The following is a 17,249-nucleotide window of genomic DNA, read 5'->3' on the forward strand; positions in this document are numbered from 1 at the left end:
TCTTTGGTACCCAGAGCCGCCGGGCAGATGCCCTTCGAGTTCACGTCCTCGCCGTTCTGCTCGGTCGAGTACTTCGACACGACCAGCGGACGGCCGTAGGTCTTGGAACCCTTGTCCATGTCGACCTTGGTGGCCCAGTTCACGACCGGATCGAACTTCTCGGCGACGAGCAGTTCGCCGGTGGCGCGATCGAGCGTGTAGCCGAAGCCGTTACGGTCGAAGTGCGTCAGGAGCGGGCGCTCCTTGCCGTCGATCTTCTGATCCGTGAGGATCATCTCGTTGATGCCGTCGTAGTCCCACTCGTCGTGCGGGGTCATCTGGTAGACCCACTTGGCCATGCCGGTGTCCGGGTTACGCGCCCAAACCGTCATGGACCACTTGTTGTCGCCCGGACGCTGCTTGGGGTTCCAGGTCGAGGGGTTGCCCGAGCCGTAGTAGAAGAGGTCGAGCTTGGGATCGTAGGAGAACCAGCCCCAGGTGCAGCCGCCGCCGGTCTTCCACTGATCGCCTTCCCAGGTCTTCAGCGAGGAGTCCTTGCCCACCGGCTTGCCGAGATGGGTCGTCTTCTCGGGGTCCATGATCATGTCGGCGTCGGGGCCCTGGGAGTGGCCGCGCCACACCTTCTTGCCCGACTTCAGGTCGTAGGCGGTGACGTGGCAGTTCACGCCGAACTCGCCGCCGGAGATGCCGACGATGACCTTGTCCTTCACCGGGAGAACGGTGGCGGTGTTGGTCTCACCCTTGGACGGGTCGCCGTTCTTGACGGACCAGTTCACCTTGCCGGACTTGGCGTCGAGCGAGACGAGCGTGGTGTCGGCCTGGTGCAGGAGGATCGCGCCGTCGGCATAGGCCAGACCACGGTTGACCGTGTCACAGCACATCACCGGGATCACGGACGGATCCTGCTTGGGCTCGTACTTCCAGACGATCTTGGCGCCCTGGTCGAGATCAAGCGCGTAGACGATGTTCGGGAAGGGGGTGTGGACGTACATGATGTTGCCGACGACGAGCGGGGAGCCCTCGTGGCCGCGCAGCACGCCGGTCGAGAAGGTCCAGGCGACCTGGAGGTTCTTGACGTTGTTGGCGTTGATCTGGTCGAGCTTGGAATAGCGGGTGTTGGCGTAGTCGACCGTCTGAAGCACCTGCTCCGCCGGGTTGGCGATGCCCTTCATGACGCTTTCGTTGGCCAGGGCCGGGCTCGCAGCAGCGAGACCCGCACCGAGGGCGAGAAGATGTACCGCTCTCATGGATTCCTCCGACAGATCTTACCCGCGGCCGGATGGCAGCCCGCCACCCGCCGTTGATTGACCTGCTGTTTGCGACAGGGATGATATTCGCTTCGGCAGCTCGCGACTTACCACCTTGGATCCGAGAAAATCCCGTTCTTTCGGCAGCTTACGCGGCTGGTTCCGCATCCCCGAGCGGCCCCCTCGAACCGAAGCTTGAACGAACTCTAAGAAAATTTTGGGCGCCGTCAACTCGCATTCGCGGGTGGAATGTCGCAGTCCGACTGTCCTTTTGCAGCAAATTTGTCGGCTATGACCGTCTTGCTGCATCGCACAAAGAGATATGCAGCGCACAGCATAGAGCTATGCTTGGTGAATAACTTGATCACAGCGACGCGATCGAATGCGCTGGCCGCATGCGACTCGCCTCAACGCTCCAGCTTCATGCGCGGTGGGCAGCTGATGAGCGGCTCAATCCGCGATCGGCTTCAACAACGCTTGCTGCGCCGCGAAGAAGCTTAGCTCTCTCGGCCATGTCCGGTCGTGGGCCGCCGGCCTGAAACGGCGTGGGGAGAACCGGGAATTTTTTGCAATCGTCCGACCGAATCGTCCTTAAGAAGCGGCTGAGGGACGCTGGGATCGGCAGGAAATTGCCGGGACCCAGCTTTGGGCAGGATCGCGGCGCGAAAGCGGGCCGCATCGGGCGCAATTCTATCGTGCGACGATATCGGGGAACCGGCCCGCCAGATCGTGGCGCGTCGCCTCGGTCCAGGCGCGGTCCCGCTCGCTCCGTGCCCGGTCGAGGGGGATCTCCGCCAGCAGGTGCGCGGGTCGGGGAGAGACTAGGAGGAGCCGGTCGGCGATCTCGATGGCCTCGCCCACGTTGTGCGTGACCATCAGCACGCTGGTGCCGGAGCGCTCCACCGCGCCGACGACCAGAGCGCGCAGGGAGGCGGCGGCGGCGTCGTCCAGGGAGACGAAGGGTTCGTCGAGCACGAGGATGCGTGGCCCCAGGGCCATCGCCCGGGCGAGCGCCACCCGGCGCTGCATGCCGAGCGAGAGCGCCCCGGGATAGCGCGCGCGCCAGGGCGTCAGGCCGAGGGATTCGAACAGCGCGTCGAGATCGCGGGCTCGGCCGGCGCGGGGCAGGCCGAGGCGCACGTTCTGCTCGATGGTGCGCCAGGGCAGCAGCCGCGGGTCCTGAAACACCATCGCCACGCCCGCCTCGCCCGGGTCCGGCGTCACCGCGCCCTCGAAGTCGCGGTCGAGGCCGAGCAGGATGCGCAGGGTCGTGGTCTTGCCGGCGCCCGAGGGGCCGATCAGGCAGGTGATCTCTCGGCGCCGGAGCGAGAAGGCGAGGCCGCGCACCGCCTCCACGGCCTCCGTGCGCGCCCGGCGGTAGACCTTGCGGTCCACGCGCACCGTGAGCAGCGGCGCGGCGGCGGCCTCAGCGCCGGTTGCGGGCTCAGCGCCAGCGGCGGACATGCGCGTCGAGAGGCTGGAGGACGAGGGCGTCGAGGGTGAGCATCACGCTCATGAAGACGAGGCTGTAGCCGATCACCGCCGTGACGTCGAAGAGGGTGAAGTAGTAGTTGATGGCGAAGCCCACGCCGTTGGGCCGCCCGAGCAACTCCACCACGAGCACGATCTTCCAGGCCAGCGAGATGCCGGAGCGCGCCGCCGCCACCATGAAGGGCTGGAGCTGCGGCAGCAGCACGTGCGCGATCCAGGTGCGCCGGTCGAAGCGATAGGTCTGCGCCATCTCCTCCAGGCCCGGATCGAGGCCGCGGGCACCCTCGCGCATGATGACGGCGACGTTGGGCAGCTTGTTCAAGGCCACGGCGATGATGGCCGCGGTCTCGGTGAGCCCGAGCCAGACATAGGCCAGCACCGTGATGACGAGGGCGGGCGTGTTGAGGACGACGAGGAGCGGCGTGTCGAGGAGCCGGTCGGCGAGGCGCGAGCGGCCGAGCGCGATGCCGAGCAGGACGCCGAGGCTCATGGCGATCACGAAGGAGACCGCCACCCGCGCGAGCGTCACGCCGACATTGAAGAGCAGGCTGCCGCTCTCCGCCTCGCGTAGGATGAAGGCGAGTACCGCACTCGGCGGCGGCAGGGTGCGCACATCCGCGTAGACGGACACCGCCTGCCACAGGGCGAGCAGGACGACGAGCGAGAGGAGACGTGCGAGCAGGGCCATGCGCGCGTCAGACCGCCGGGACCGGCATCACGCGGCCGGTGCTCACCCGTTGCCCGAGGCGTCGAGATAGAGGTCGGTCGGCAGGCTCCGGCCGGGTCCGAGCAGCTTCTCGCCGCCGAACCGGACCAGCGCGGCATAGACGCGCTCGCCGTCGGCGCGCTCGGCGGCGATCGCCCGGCGCGGGATGCCGGCAAGGAAGTCGCGCTTGAGCGCGGTGAAGGTCGCCTCGTCGTCCGCCGCCATCAGGGGGCGCACGCTCTCCCAGAGCTGAGGCTCGTTCGCGAGGGCGTCCTTGGCGGCGGCCGACGCCCGGGCAAAGCCCCGCACCACCTCACCCCGATCCGCAACGATGCGCCCGTCGTAGAGATAGCCGATCAGCGAGACGGGCCCGCGGGCGCCGAAGGCGCGCATCACGTCGTCGGCCGAGATCAGCCGCTTGAAGCCCTTGGCTTCGAGGCGGGCGCAGAACTGCCAGTAGAGGAGGGATGCGTCGAGTTCGCCGGTCTCGAGCTTCTGCGCCAGAAGCGGCGGCGCGCCGTAGGCGATCTGCGCGGCGGAAGCGAGTTCGAGCCCGGCGGTCTCCCGGGCCTGGGCCTGCAACAGGATCCAGTTCTTGTCGAGCGCGCCGCCTGCGACGCCGACACGCTTGCCCGCAAGCCCCTTCAGATCCTTGATCGGGCTGTCGGCGGGCACCATCAGCGCCCCCTCCATGGTGGAGTAGGGCGAGAAGCGCACGCCCCGCCCCTCGTTGCCGAGGCGGGCAGCGAAGATCAGGTCGCCGACGATGGCGTCGACCTGCCCCCCGAGGAAGGCGATACGCGCAGCGTCGTTGCCGGCGAGCTTGACGGGTTCCAGGGTGAAGCCGTTGGCCTCGTCGAGGCGCCGCTCCTTGATGATCGCGGCCTCCCAGGAGGCGGTACCGAAGGGCAGGACGCCGAGCCGGAAGGTCTCGCCCGCGGCCCGGGCCGGACGGACCGTCGGCAGAGCCGCCGCGAGCGACAGCGCCGCGGTCGCGAGCACGGCGCGCCGTGACAGCATGGGCGTTCCCTCAATCTTCCGAGACCGTCCGTCTTCTGCGAAGGCCGGCGTTTCTGTTGAAATTTTTAATAGGGAATCGCTCCGGCCCCGTCCACCGCCGCCGACGGCACCTCCACTGCGACACACGGGCCCGTGCCCGCCCCACTCCGTGCTTGCGCCGCCGCCGGTCCCGAAGCAGGTTTCGGCCCACGCAACGGGAGGTGACGATGACTCAAGCACGCGAGAGCGTCCTCGACGACGCGACGGTCGAGCGGCGGCTCAAGGAGGAGTTGCCCGCTTGGCGGCTGGAGGACGGCTGGATCCGGCGGACCTACAAGACAGCCTCGTGGAAGAGCACGCTGATGGTCATCAACACGGTGGGCCATCTGGCCGAAGCCGCGTGGCACCATCCCGATCTCACCGCCTCCTACGCCTGGGTCGAGGTCCGGCTGATGAATCATGCCGCCAAAGGCATCACAGAGAAGGATTTTTTGCTGGCAAAGAAGATCGAGGAGGTCGTGGGCTGGCAGCCGGGCGCGGAGGGCGGCGCCCTGGAGGGGACGCCGACCGATCCGCGCTTCGCCTACATCAAGTACGATAAGTGAAGCGGGCTCAGGCGACGCCGTGCTGCCGGAACCAATCCTGCAGCCGCTTCCAGCCGTCCTGAGCCGGCTCCGCGCGGTAGCTCGGACGATAGTCGGCATGGAAGGCGTGCGGCGCCTCCGGATAGACGACGAAATCGCAGGTCTTGCCGGCGCCCCGGCAGGCCTCCTTCATCCGGTCGATCGTGGCCAGCGGAATACCCTGATCGGCCCCGCCGTAGAGGCCGAGCACCGGCGCCTTGAGGTCGGCGGCGACATCGACCGGGTGCTTCGGCGTCAGGGCCGAGCTGTCGCCCACGAGCCGCCCGTACCACGCCACGCCCGCCTTCACGCCCGGATTGTGCGCGGCGTAGAGCCAAGTGATGCGTCCGCCCCAGCAGAAGCCGGTGATCCCGAGACGGGCCGTGTCGGCCTTGCCCGTGCCCTTGCCGAAGGCGACGGCCGCGTCGAGATCGCTCATGACCTGGGCGTCGGGCACCTTGGAGACGACCTCGCTCACGATCTGCTGGATGTTGGTCAACGTCGAGACGTCGCCCTGCCGGGCGTAGAGTTCGGGCGCCAAGGCGAAGTAGCCGAGCTTGGCCAGACGGCGGCACACGTCCTTGATGTGCTCGTGGACACCGAAGATTTCCTGCACGACCAGGATCGTGGGAAAGGGACTGCCCTCGGCGGGCATGGCCCGGTAGGCCGGGATCTCGCCGTCCTGCGTCGGAATCTTCACTTCGCCGGCGATCAGGCCGTTCGTGTCCGTGGTGATGGTGGTCTGGGCCGCGACGGGCTGCACGGCGAGCGCGAAGCCCGTGGCGAGACTCGTGGCGATCACGGTGCGCCGTGAGAGGGTCGTCTGAGCCGCGAGGCTCCGCAGGTCGGCATCGAACGCGGTCATGCACGCCACTCCGGGGTGAGAACATCGAGCGGGCCGAGGCCCGGCGACGGAAGTAGCGGCGCATCGGCGAATGGCGACGGCGGCACGCGGCGTTCCTCGCTTTCACTGGGCATCCGGCTAGGCATGCTCGGTGGAGATGGCCGGGGCGGCGCTCAACTCCGCCTTCAGCGCATCGAGGAAGTGGCGCACCCGTGCCGGAAGGTGCTGCCGCGTCGGGAGGATGGCCCAGATCGCCAGCAGTTCGGGCTCGGTGTCGGTCAGGTCCAGTGCGACCAGGGTCCCGTCGGCAAGGTCCTGAGACACGTCCCAATAGGTCAGCAGGGCGAGGCCGGCACCGGCGAGGCAGGCTTCGCGCACGGCGTCGACGCTGTTGGCCGCCAGACGACCGGCGACCCGCTTGGTGAAGGGCCGCCCGTCTCGGCCGAACGGCCACGCATCCATCGCGTGCAGCGTCAGGCAAGCGTGATCATCGATGTCAGCGAGCCGCAGCGGGCTTCCGCGGGCGGCCAGGTAGCTCGGAGCGGCGCAGAGGATGCGCGGGTTGTCGGCCAACCGGACGGCGACGAGGTCCGATGTCTGCAGGGTGGCCACGCGCAACGCGACGTCGATCCCCGAGGCGACGATGTCCACGATGCTGTCGCTGAAGGTCAGATCCACCTGCAGCAACGGGTTCTCGGCCATCAAGCGAACCGCGAGCGGCACGACGAGCGCCCGCCCGATCCGGTTGGGAGCCGTGACGCGCAGGACGCCGCTCAAGCCTTCGTGGCGCTCGACGAACGCCGCCGCCGCCGCCTCCCGCGCTTCGAGCATCGCTCTCGCGAACGGGAGGAAGGTCTCGCCGTCCGTGGTCAGGGCGACCGCTCGGGTCGTGCGATGCAGGAGGCGGACGCCGAGTTCCGCCTCCAGCGCGGCGAGGCGGCGGCTGACCGCCATCGGCGAGTGTCCCGACAGCCGCCCGGCGGCCGACAGACTGCCGGTCGTGACGATCGAGCAGAACAGGGCGACGTCGGACAGGTCCATCGCCATATCATTCAGCGATAAGATCCTTATCGTCCAGCCCCGCTACCGCGCCGCGAGCGCGGCCGCTACCTCGGTGTCATTCGAACCCATCAGGCGGGCGGATCTCCCGTCTCCCTGGACCGATCGGTGAGCGCTGAGGCGGAGTCCGAGATGAGCACGAGCCACGACAGCCTCTTCACGCCCATCGATATAAACGGCGTTCCGTTGCGCAACCGCTTCGCGGTCGCGCCGATGACCCGGGTGAGCGCGACCGAGGATGGGACCGCGACGGCGGAGATGGCGCGCTACTACGAGCGCTTCGCCCGCGGCGGCTTCGGACTCCTGATCACGGAAGGCCTCTACACCGACCGGGCGTTCGCTCAGGGCTACCGGCATCAGCCCGGCCTCACCGACACGGCGCAGGCGCACGCGTGGCGCCCGGTCGTGGAGGCCGCCCACCGCCACGGAGCGCGCATCGTCGCGCAGGTGATGCATGCGGGCGCGATCAGCCAGGGCAACCGCTTCCGCGACGGCACCCTCGGCCCCTCGGCGGTTCAGCCCCGGGGTCAGCAGATGGCGTTCTACTACGGGCAGGGCGCCTATCCGACGCCGCGCGCCATGACGGAGGAGGCCATCGCCGACGCCGTGCAAGGTTTCGCCGACGCGGCCGGCCGGGCCGTCAGCGAAGCCGGTTTCGACGGCGTCGAGATTCACGGCGCGAACGGCTACCTCATCGACCAGTTCCTGACGGAGTACAGCAACCGGCGCACCGACCGCTGGGGCGGCGATGCGTCCCGGCGCGTCGCGTTCCTGCTGGCGGTGGTCGGCGCCGTGCGGGCGAAGGTCGGCGGGCAGGTGCCGGTCGGCGTCCGGATCTCGCAGGGCAAGGTCAACGACTTCGCCCACAGATGGGCAGGGGGCGAGCGGGACGCCGAGGCCATCTTCGGTTCGCTCGCGGATGCCGGCGTCGACGCCATCCACGTCACCGAGCACGAAGCGTGGAAGCCCGCCTTCGAGGACGGCTCCGACAGCCTCGTCGGCCTCGCGCGGCGATTCGCGCCGAAGGTGCGCCTGATCGCGAATGGCGGCCTCCACGACCCGGCGCGGGCGCGGGCGCGGGAGGTCTTGAACGCCGGGGCCGACCTGGTGGCCCTCGGCAAGGGCGCGCTCGCCAATCCGAATTTCCCCGACCGCATCCGCACCGCGCGGGACGTGGCCGCGTTCGATCCTGCCCTCCTCGGGCCGATCGCCAACATCAAGCCGAGCGAGCTGGCCGCCTGAATGTCTCTGACAAAACTCCCGCTGCGCGGTCATCGCCAGAACGAGAACGGTCAGAGACCGGGAGTTTCGTGAGGCACTCCGAAGCGCGAGCCCGCGGGCGGCGGATCGAATGCCATCCGAAACCAGGAAGGATCAGGACGATGCTGGAACAAGTGGTCACCGAACCCGACAACTACGCGCCCTTCCTGCTCTCGCAGGGCATCCGCTACGGCAACCTGCTCTTCATCTCCGGCCAGGCGGGCGCGGGCGACGATGGCAGGATCGTCGCGGGCGGTTTCCGGGCCCAGGGCGAACAAGCCTTCGCCAACCTGCGCCGCGCCCTGGAGGCCGGCGGGTCGAGCCTGAAGGACGTCATCAAGGTGACGATCTTCGTGACCGACATGGGTCACTTCCCGGATGTGGTCGAACTGCGCCGCAGGTTCTTCTCGGCTCCCTACCCTGCCGACACGATCGCGGAGGTGAAGGCGCTCTACGATCCGGCGGCGATGATCGAGGTCGAAGCGATCGCGGCCGTGCGGGCGGCGTGATGCGGGCGGGGCGCTGATCCGGCTCTCCCCATCGAACGAGCCGCCATGCGACAGCGGCGGTCGGCTCTGAGGCGATGGGCCAAATGAAAATGGCCGGGCGAACCCGGCCATCCTCCGTTCTATTTGCGGAACGAGATCACTTCCCGCCCATCGCGTCGGCCTTCTGGATCAGCGCCTCGGCCATGCGGATCGAGGCGATGTCGATGAGGCGGCCGTCGAGCGAGACGGCGCCGCGGCCGGCCTTGGCGGCCTCTTCCATCGCTTCCAGGATGCGGCGGGCCTTGGTGACCTCGGCTTCGGAGGGGGTGAACACCTCGTTGGCGAGATCGATCTGCGAGGGGTGGATCGCCCACTTGCCCTCGAAGCCGAGCGCGGCGCAGCGGCGAGCGGCCGAGGTGTAGCCGTCCGGATCGGAGAAGTCGCCGAAGGGACCGTCGATCGGGCGCAGGCCGTAGGCGCGGCAGGCGACCAGCATGCGGTTCTGGGCGAACAGCCACGGGTCCTGCCAGTGCGTCTGGCGGTTGCCGGCCTCGTCCTTGTCGGTGAGCACGCTGTAATCGGCGTTGACGCCGCCGATCACGGTGGAGCGGGCGCGGGTGGAGGCGGCGTAGTCGGCGACACCGAAGGACATCGCCTCAAGGCGCTTGGAGGAGGTCGCGATCGCCTCGACATTGGCCATGCCGAGCGCGGTCTCGATCAGCACCTCGAAGCCGATCTTCTTCTCGCGCTTCTTGGCCTGCTCGATCTGAGTCGTCAGCACGTCGATGGCGTAGACGTCGGCCGGCACGCCGACCTTCGGGATCAGGATCATGTCGAGGCGCGGACACGCCTCCACGATGTCCACCACGTCGCGGTACATGTAGTGGGTGTCGAGACCGTTGATGCGGATCATCATGGTCTTGTTGCCCCAATCCAGGTCGTTGAGCGCCTGGATGATGTTCTTGCGGGCCTGCTCCTTGTCGTCGGGGGCGACCGCGTCCTCAAGGTCGAGGAAGATCACGTCGGCCTTCGAGGCGGCCGACTTCTCCATGAAGGTCGGGTTGGAGCCGGGAACGGCGAGTTCCGAGCGGTGCAGGCGCGGGGTGGCCTGCTGGATCAGGGTGAAGCTCATCGGGAGTCCTCCGTTCTGTGAGACCGTCTTGTCGTGAGCGCGGTCACGCGATGTCGCGTGCCGCGCTTCGAAAGCATCGTCCTTTTCCGAAAGCCGGCGACGGTCTTTCGAGACGATGTTCTATCTCGCGCGCCCGGGCCGGCCGTCCAGCCGGTCCCGGAACACCTCGCCGAGATTGTATGCATTATCCAGTCGCGCCGAAGCCGACGGCGATGCAGTTGATCGAGAGCAGCAGCGCGGACTTCACCGCCTCGCGCTTGTCCTCGTCGGATTCGCTGCGGTAGCGGCGCAGCAGCTCGACCTGCTCTCGGCTGACTTGGTTGATGGTCGGCAGGCGCCCCTGCAGGCGCTCGCGGAATTGCGGGAAGCGCTGGGCGAGTTCGCCGTCGCCGGAAACCCGCAGCACCATCTCCCGGGTCAGGGCATATTCCTGCTCGATCATGCCGAAGATGCGGGCGCGGATGCCCTCGTCCTCGACGAGGCCGGCATAGTCGCGGGCGATCTCCAGATCGACCATCATCAGCGTCTTCTCGACCTCGTCGAGGACGAGGCGGAAGACCCGGCAATCCCGGAACATGCGCCGGAGGAGGGCTTCGCCCTGCTCGCCGCGCACGTCGATGAAGCTTTTCAGGCCCGATCCGACGCCGTACCAGCCGGTGACGACGTGCCGGTTCTGCGACCACGCGAACACCCAGGGGATCGCGCGCAGATCCGAGAGCGACTTGGCGCCGAAGCGGCGCGCGGGCCGCGAGCCGATGTTGAGCAGCGAGATCTCGTCGAGCGGGCTCGCCGCCTGGAAGTAATCGACCAGCCCGTCGGCCTGGAGCAGGTTGACGTAGGCCGCCCGCGAGGCGCCCGAGAGCGCCTCCAGCGCGTCGTCGAGTTCGGCGCGCGAGCCGTTGCCGTTCCCCTCCGAGAGCAGGGCGTGCTCGAAGACCGAGGCCGCGAGCAGCTCCATCTGGTAGGCGGCGGTGCCGCGGTTGGCGTATTTGAACGAGACGACCTCGCCCTGCTCGGTGATGCGGAAGCGCCCGTTGATCGAGCCCGGCGGCTGGGCGGCGATGCCGCGATGGGTCGGCACGCCGCCGCGGCTGACCGAGCCGCCGCGGCCGTGGAAGAAGGCGATCGGCACCCCGACATGCTTGCCGAGCACGGTGAGCCGGACCTGCGCCTTGTAGAGCTCCCAGTTCGAGGCGATGAAGCCGCCGTCCTTGTTGGAATCGGAATAGCCGATCATCACCTCCTGCACCCCGCCCTGCCAGCGGGTGGAGCGGCGCACGACCGGGATGCCGAGCAATTCCTTCATGATGGTGGGCGCGGCGCGCAGGTCGTCGATGGTCTCGAACAGCGGCACGATCGGCAGCGGGCAGATCTCGGTGCCGGTGGCGTCGAGGAAGATGCCGGCTTCCTTGGCGAGCAAGTAGGCGCCGAGCACGTCGACGGTGGAGCGCGTCATCGACAGGATGAAGGCGCCGAAGGCCTCGCGGTCGAGGGTGTCGCGCATCTCGCCCACCAGGGCGAAGGTGGCCAGCGTCTCACGGGCGTCGTCGGGCAGGCGGTCGGCGAAATCCTCGAACGAGGCTTCGGGCGCGCGCGGCCGGGCGAGTTCGGTGAGCAGCCAGTCCTTCCAGGCCGGCGAATCCAGCTCCGGCGGCTCGCGGTCGCCGTTGCGCAGTTTCCACAGGGCGTGCAGCGTCTTGGTGGTGCGGGTCGAGTTCTCGCGGAGATCCAGCCGCACGGTGGAGAAGCGGAAGATCTCGACCATCCGGCGCACGGGTCGCACGATATCGGTGGCCAGCGCGCCGCACTTGGCGTCGGCGAGCCCCTTCTCGAGCGTCCGCAGGTCGTTGATGAGACCATCCGCGCTCGGATAGTCGGGCCCGACCGAGCGGGCGCCCTTGTTGCGGGCGATCGTCGCCTCGAGCTTGCGCAGCACGCAGGAGAGGAACTGCCGGTAGGCCTCGCCGGGATTGCGGTTGGCGATCGCCCGCGCATCGCCGGATTCGGCCAGCATGTGCGCGAGTTCGCTGCGGAAGGTCTCGGGCACCGGCAGCGAGCGCTCGGTGATCGAGAGCACCCGGCCGAGATGGGTGATGCCGTCGCGGTAGCGGCGCAAGCTCGCCAGCGCGTTGCGCTGGAGCGTCTCGCGGGTGACGCTGGCGGTGACGTAGGGATTGCCGTCGCGGTCGCCGCCGATCCAGCTTCCGAACTGGAAGAAGGGCGGCACCTCGAAAGTCTCGTCGGGATAGTACTGGGCGAGGCTCTCCTCGAGTGAGACCATCACCTCGGGCAGCATCTCGAACAGGGTCTCGTCGAAGAAGTGCAGGCCCCAGGCGACCTCGCGCTCGACGGTGGCCTTCTCCAGATGCAGCTCGCCCGTCATCCAGATCAGCTCGATCTGGTCGCGCAGCTCGTTCATCAGACCGTTGCGCTCGCGCTCGGTCCAGCGCGGCAGCTCCAGCTCGCGCAGCACGAGGTAGATGCGGCGCAGCTTCTCCAGCACGGTGACGCGCTTGCCCTCGGTCGGGTGCGCGGTGATCGTCGGGCGGATGCGCAGGTCTTTCAGCAGCGCGTGGATCTGCTGCGGGCCGATGCCCCGGGCGGAGGCTTCCGCCAGCACCTTGGCGAAGGAGCCGTTCAGCGCCTCGCGGCCCTGGTCGCGCTCGACGTGGCGGCGGCGGCGCATGGCCGCGTTCTGCTCGGCGATCGAGACGAGCTGGAACCAGATGCCCTGCACCTGCAGCGCACGGGCCAGCATCTCCGGCGTGAAGGAGGAGATGTCGGCGCGCCCGTGCAGCACGTCTTCCAGCTCGGGATCGTGGCGGCGCGCCACGTCGAGCAGAGCGTGGAACAGGATGTCGAGGGCGTCCTCGGTGGCCGTGCCGGTGATGACCGGCGGCGCGAAGGTCGAGTCGGTCGCGGCTGACGGCCGGGCGTGCAGCGTCTTGGTCATGGAATCCCCCCTGGCGAGGTTCTTTTTCCGGACTCCCGTGGGCAGGCCTGCGGGACGGTGGATCACTCCGATCCACGAGGCCCCTCCTCCTGAGCGCGAGGCCTGAAGCGAGGAGGGGCGGGTCGTTCAAGTCAGGTGAGGCGGTGCTGTTCGCACCACCCCGAAGCCCCCTCCCCGCTCGGAAGAGGGGACCGCGCGATTACGCCGCGCGGGCGAGCACGTCGGCCACGGTGCTGCCGAAGGAGCCCGGATCGGGCGCCACGGTCAGGCCGTAGGAGCGCATGATCTCGGCCTTCTCCGCGGCGCTGTCGCCGGTCGCCGAGATGATCGCGCCGGCATGCCCCATGCGGCGGCCCTTGGGGGCGGTGAGGCCCGCCACGAAGCCGATCACGGGCTTGGAAAAGTTCTCCTTGATCCAGGCCGAGGCCTCGGCCTCCTGCGGACCGCCGATCTCGCCGATCATCAGCACGGCCTCCGTCTCCGGGTCCTGCTCGAACAGGGCGAGATGGTCGAGGAAGGAGGAGCCGTTGATCGGATCGCCGCCGATGCCGACGGAGGTCGAGATGCCGATGCCGAGTTCCTTCATCTGCGCGGCGGCCTCGTAGCCCAGCGTCCCCGAGCGCGAGATCACGCCGACCTTACCGGGCAGGTAGATGTGGCCGGGCATGATGCCGAGCATCGACTTGCCGGGCGAGATGATGCCCGCGCAGTTCGGGCCCACCACCATGGTGCGCTTCTCCTTGGGATAGCGCCGGAGGTAGCGCTTCACCCGCATCATGTCCTGAGCAGGAATGCCGTCGGTGATCGAGCAGACCAGCTTGAGGCCGGCATCGGCCGCCTCCATGATCGCGTCCGCCGCGAAGGGGGGCGCCACGAAGGTGATCGAGGTGGTGGCGCCGGTGGCGGCCACGGCCTCCTTGACGGTGTTGAACACCGGCACGCCGCAATGGGTCTTGCCGCCCTTGCCCGGTGTGACGCCGCCGACGACGTTCGAGCCGTAGGCGATCATTTCCTTGGCGTGGAAGGTGCCCTTGTCGCCCGTGATGCCCTGGACGAGGATCGGGGTCTTCTCGTCGATGAGAATGCTCATGGCGTGATTCCTCCCCCGTTCGTCAGTGCTTGGCGCCGTGGCAGGCTTCGACGGCCTTGCGCGCGGCTTCCGTGAGGGTGTCGGCGGTGATAAGGTCGAGCCCGCTCTCGGCGAGGATCTTCTTGCCTTCATCGACGTTCGTGCCGGCGAGCCGTACGACGAGCGGCACGTCGATCTTCACCTCGCGCGCGGCCTTCACCACGCCCTCCGCGACCCAGTCGCAGCGATTGATGCCGGCGAAGATGTTGACGAGGATCGCCTTCACGTTGCGGTCCGAGAGGACGAGGCGGAACGCCGTGGCGACGCGGTCCGGGCTGGCGCCGCCGCCCACATCCAGGAAGTTTGCCGGCTCGCCGCCCGCATGCTTGATCATGTCCATGGTCGCCATGGCCAGACCCGCGCCGTTGACGATGCAGCCGATCTCGCCCTCGAGGCCGATGTAGCTGAGGTTGTGCTCGGCAGCCTGGGCTTCGCGGGGATCGCCCTGCGACGGGTCGTGCATGTCCGCGATGTTGCGGCGACGGAACAGGGCGTTGTCGTCGAAGGACATCTTGGCGTCGAGCGCCAGAACCCGGTCGTCCTTGGTGACGACGAGCGGGTTGATCTCCAGCATGGTGCCGTCGCAGTCACGGAACGCCCGGTAGGCGTTCATGATGGTCTTCACCGCGGCCGAGACCTGCTTGATGTTGAGGCCCAATTGGAACGCGATCTCGCGGGCCTGGAACTGCTGCAGGCCGACGGCCGGCTCGACCACCACCTGGATCAGCGCCTCCGGCTCCTTGGCGGCGATCTCCTCGATGTCCATGCCGCCGCGCTGGCTGGCGATGACCCGTACCCGCTCGGCCTTCCGGTCGAGGACGTAGCCGAGATAGAGTTCGCGCTCGAACGGGTCGGCGGTCTCGACGTAGACGCGCTGGACCGGCTTGCCGTCCGGTCCGGTCTGGAGGGTGACGAGGCGTTTTCCCAGCAGGTCACGGGCGGCGTCGCGCACCTCGTTGTAGGTGCGGCAGAGCTTGATCCCGCCGGCCTTGCCGCGGGCGCCGGCATGGATCTGGGCCTTCACCGCCCAGAACGAGCCGCCCAGCTCGGTCGCGGCATAGACCGCTTGATCCGGGCTGAAGGCTACGGCGCCCTTCGGGACGGCGACCCCGAAGCTCGCGAGCAGCTCCTTGGCTTGGTACTCGTGAACGTCCATCGAGACCTCCTTCGCGTTTCCGTCGTTTTTGTTGGGCCGACCTTCGCGGAAAAATTACTTTTCGGGAAGCGGGTCAGCTCTCAATTTTTTCTTTTGCAGTGCTTTAGTTTGCTTGCCCGTCAGAGACTTAGCGGGCTTCTAAAGTGGGGATTCGCGGCGCGGGAACGGATCACCGCGATGCGGATCCCACGCCCGCCCTCATCCTGAGGTGCCGGCGCCCAGCGTCGGCCTCGAAGGATTCTCCAGGGATCGCGCGGGAACGGGAGCGTCCTTCGAGGCGGCTTCGCGGTACCGCAGGATGCGGTTCAGGGTTGGAGGTCATTTGCTCCCACCCTGGCGAGACGGAGCCGACGCTAATATCGGGCTCCGCAGCATCCGGACGCGTCGCGCCCCTGGATCACTTCGCATCCGCTCGCGATGACGGCCGGGGGCGCGACCCGCCCCAGCTTCAGTTCACCTTGGCCTTCACGGTCTCGTAGATCCGCTCGTTGAGCGCACCCGCCTCGGCGAGCAGCGTCTCCAGCTCCTTCAGCCGCTCCTCGGCGAAGGCACGGTCGTCGAGGCCCTTGGCGTTGACGTAGACGTTCAGCGCGGCCGAGCGCAGGCCGGCATAGGCCGAGAGCACGGCGACACCCGCATCGGAGATCACGTTGAGATTGCCCTTCTCGGCGGCGATCTCGGCCAGATCGATCACCTCGCGGCAGACGCGGCAGCAGGCGAGCGGCACGTCGGTCGCGGTCTTGAGCGCCTCCTGAATTTTTTCCGCTCGCGCGGCCTTCTCCTCATCGGTGCCCTTGGGAAGGCCGTAGGCTCCCATGACGGCGTCGAAGGCTTCCACGTCGTCGGCGATCATGCCGGTGAGCGTCCGGCGCAGGCCTTCCGACTTCTCCAGTACCTGCTTCAGGTCGGCCTCGACCTCGACGTACTTCTTCTTGCCGATGGTGAGGTTGCACACCATCGACACGAGGGCGGCGCCCATGGCGCCGGAGATCGCGGCGGCACCGCCGCCGCCGGGGGTCGGAGCCGAGCTCGCCAGACCGTCGAGGAATGTTTCGATCGTCTCGTTGCCGGCCATGGGTTCTCCCCTGTCAGTTCTTGTTGATTCGCCGAGGCGACGCCGAAGGCCGGCGCCGCCCATTGAGCCGTGACCCTGTGCCGTGACCCCTTGGGGCCGTGAGCCGTCAGGCCATTTCCTTGGCCAGCTTGTAGATCTCCTCGGCGTCGAAGACGCCTTCGCTCGATTCGAACAGCTTGGCGATGCAGGCGCGGTGCAGCTTGAGCTTCAGGCCGCCGATGCCGAGCGCACCGAAGGCGCGCTTTCCACCGTATTCCTTGCCCTTGTCGGTCGCATCGATCCCGCCAATGCCGAGCGGCGGCTGGGCGTTGTAATCGGCCACGATCTCGATCGAACTCTCGTTCTGCCAAACTGCCTGTGGCAGCAGTTCGAGGCCGATGGCACCGGCGGTGAAGACGAGATGAGCGCCCTTCACGGCCTCGGCGCGCGACGCGTCGTCCGCGGTCTCGGCCGCGGTGACGTTCACCTTGAAGCGCTTGTTCACGGAATCGGCCGCGGCCTGGGCCTTGTCGAGCTTGCGCCCGCACAGCACGACCTCGGCGCCCTCGCCGGCGAGCAGCGCCGCCGAGCGCATGCCGACCGGGCCGGTGCCGGCGAGCACCACGGCCTTCTTGCCCTTGACCGAGCCGCCCGCCGCCTTGACGACGAGCGCCACGCCCGCCGCGGCGGTGGTGTTGGAGCCGTTCGAATCCAGCATGCAGGACACGCGGAACGGGCCGAAGAAGCGCTTCTTCACCGCCGCGAACACCCGCTCGCCGGCCGCCATGTCGCCGCCGCCGACGAAGATCGCCGTCGACTGCTTCTCCTTGCCGCCGCGGGTGTAGATCGTGCCGTCGACATAGGCGCCGACGTTGTCGGGCGTGACGTTGCCGTAGCCGGTGATGTGGTCGGCACCGCCGTCGTAGCCGACGACGACGTCGAAGACGCTCGGCGTGGGATCGGTGTCGAACTGGAAGAGCAGCTTCTTGGACATGGTTCCTCTGGCCGGTTGTTCATGGACCGCGGTGACGGATCACGCGGCGCGTCTGCATGGAGGATGGGTCCGGGGCCGTCGGGTCCCGGTCGTCCTCGCCCCTGAGAATCTTTT

The 17,249-nt window shown here is 68.1% G+C and carries 15 protein-coding genes; 3 read left to right on the forward strand and 12 right to left on the reverse strand.

What is annotated here, in order from left to right; all coding sequences use genetic code 11:
- From xoxF1 to BY998_RS03635, 4 genes are all read right to left on the reverse strand, one after another.
- The coding region (gene xoxF1 / locus BY998_RS03620; RefSeq protein ID WP_110350621.1) for a lanthanide-dependent methanol dehydrogenase XoxF1 at nucleotides 1-1,247 on the reverse strand (1,247 nt) is incomplete at its 3' end.
- Between the two features lie 690 nt (nucleotides 1,248-1,937).
- Nucleotides 1,938-2,711: an ATP-binding cassette domain-containing protein gene (locus BY998_RS03625; RefSeq protein ID WP_110350274.1), complete on the reverse strand. Its 774-nt coding sequence runs from the start codon at nucleotides 2,709-2,711 to the stop codon at nucleotides 1,938-1,940.
- Nucleotides 2,692-3,426: an ABC transporter permease subunit gene (locus tag BY998_RS03630; protein ID WP_110350275.1), complete on the reverse strand. Its 735-nt coding sequence runs from the start codon at nucleotides 3,424-3,426 to the stop codon at nucleotides 2,692-2,694. Before BY998_RS03630 ends, BY998_RS03625 begins: the two co-directional genes overlap by 20 nt.
- Nucleotides 3,427-3,468: 42 nt before the next feature.
- Complete coding sequence (locus tag BY998_RS03635) at nucleotides 3,469-4,464, reverse strand: ABC transporter substrate-binding protein (protein ID WP_110350276.1); 996 nt, start codon at nucleotides 4,462-4,464, stop codon at nucleotides 3,469-3,471.
- Between the two features lie 206 nt (nucleotides 4,465-4,670).
- Between BY998_RS03635 and BY998_RS03640 the strand changes: the two genes are divergently transcribed.
- Nucleotides 4,671-5,048 carry a 4a-hydroxytetrahydrobiopterin dehydratase gene (locus BY998_RS03640; protein ID WP_110350622.1) on the forward strand — a complete coding sequence of 126 codons (378 nt, stop codon included), beginning with the start codon at nucleotides 4,671-4,673 and terminating at the stop codon, nucleotides 5,046-5,048.
- A gap of 7 nt (nucleotides 5,049-5,055) precedes the next feature.
- Here the strand turns inward: BY998_RS03640 and BY998_RS03645 are convergent, their stop codons facing one another.
- The gene (locus BY998_RS03645) at nucleotides 5,056-5,931 is read right to left on the reverse strand and encodes a dienelactone hydrolase family protein (protein ID WP_110350277.1); all 876 of its coding nucleotides are present in this window, start codon (nucleotides 5,929-5,931) and stop codon (nucleotides 5,056-5,058) included.
- Between the two features lie 117 nt (nucleotides 5,932-6,048).
- On the reverse strand, nucleotides 6,049-6,951 hold the full coding sequence (locus BY998_RS03650; protein WP_245421470.1) for a LysR family transcriptional regulator: 903 nt from the start codon (nucleotides 6,949-6,951) through the stop codon (nucleotides 6,049-6,051).
- A gap of 150 nt (nucleotides 6,952-7,101) precedes the next feature.
- Here BY998_RS03650 and BY998_RS03655 point away from each other — a divergent pair, with 150 nt between their 5' ends.
- Together BY998_RS03655 and BY998_RS03660 are read left to right on the forward strand one after the other, a co-directional pair.
- Nucleotides 7,102-8,211: an NADH:flavin oxidoreductase gene (locus tag BY998_RS03655; RefSeq protein WP_110350279.1), complete on the forward strand. Its 1,110-nt coding sequence runs from the start codon at nucleotides 7,102-7,104 to the stop codon at nucleotides 8,209-8,211.
- 140 nt (nucleotides 8,212-8,351) lie between these two features.
- Nucleotides 8,352-8,738, forward strand: coding sequence for a RidA family protein (locus BY998_RS03660; RefSeq protein WP_110350280.1), 387 nt, complete (start codon nucleotides 8,352-8,354; stop codon nucleotides 8,736-8,738).
- Between the two features lie 136 nt (nucleotides 8,739-8,874).
- On the opposite strand, the gene BY998_RS03665 is transcribed toward BY998_RS03660, so the two are convergent.
- The 6 genes from BY998_RS03665 to BY998_RS03690 form a co-directional block, all read right to left on the reverse strand.
- The gene (locus BY998_RS03665) at nucleotides 8,875-9,849 is read right to left on the reverse strand and encodes a CoA ester lyase (RefSeq protein ID WP_003597628.1); all 975 of its coding nucleotides are present in this window, start codon (nucleotides 9,847-9,849) and stop codon (nucleotides 8,875-8,877) included.
- Nucleotides 9,850-10,033: 184 nt separating this feature from the next.
- Complete coding sequence (locus BY998_RS03670) at nucleotides 10,034-12,802, reverse strand: phosphoenolpyruvate carboxylase (RefSeq protein ID WP_110350281.1); 2,769 nt, start codon at nucleotides 12,800-12,802, stop codon at nucleotides 10,034-10,036.
- A gap of 199 nt (nucleotides 12,803-13,001) precedes the next feature.
- Nucleotides 13,002-13,892 carry a succinate--CoA ligase subunit alpha gene (sucD, locus tag BY998_RS03675; RefSeq protein WP_110350282.1) on the reverse strand — a complete coding sequence of 297 codons (891 nt, stop codon included), beginning with the start codon at nucleotides 13,890-13,892 and terminating at the stop codon, nucleotides 13,002-13,004.
- A 22-nt stretch (nucleotides 13,893-13,914) separates the two neighbouring features.
- Nucleotides 13,915-15,087 carry a malate--CoA ligase subunit beta gene (locus BY998_RS03680; protein ID WP_110350283.1) on the reverse strand — a complete coding sequence of 391 codons (1,173 nt, stop codon included), beginning with the start codon at nucleotides 15,085-15,087 and terminating at the stop codon, nucleotides 13,915-13,917.
- A gap of 448 nt (nucleotides 15,088-15,535) precedes the next feature.
- The gene (fchA, locus tag BY998_RS03685; RefSeq protein WP_110350284.1) at nucleotides 15,536-16,162 is read right to left on the reverse strand and encodes a methenyltetrahydrofolate cyclohydrolase; all 627 of its coding nucleotides are present in this window, start codon (nucleotides 16,160-16,162) and stop codon (nucleotides 15,536-15,538) included.
- A gap of 106 nt (nucleotides 16,163-16,268) precedes the next feature.
- Nucleotides 16,269-17,135: an NADP-dependent methylenetetrahydromethanopterin/methylenetetrahydrofolate dehydrogenase gene (locus tag BY998_RS03690; RefSeq protein WP_110350285.1), complete on the reverse strand. Its 867-nt coding sequence runs from the start codon at nucleotides 17,133-17,135 to the stop codon at nucleotides 16,269-16,271.
- Nucleotides 17,136-17,249: the final 114 nt, after the last annotated feature.

It is taken from the genome of Methylobacterium sp. B4 (genome assembly GCF_003201865.1).
Classification (GTDB): Bacteria; Pseudomonadota; Alphaproteobacteria; order Rhizobiales; family Beijerinckiaceae; genus Methylobacterium.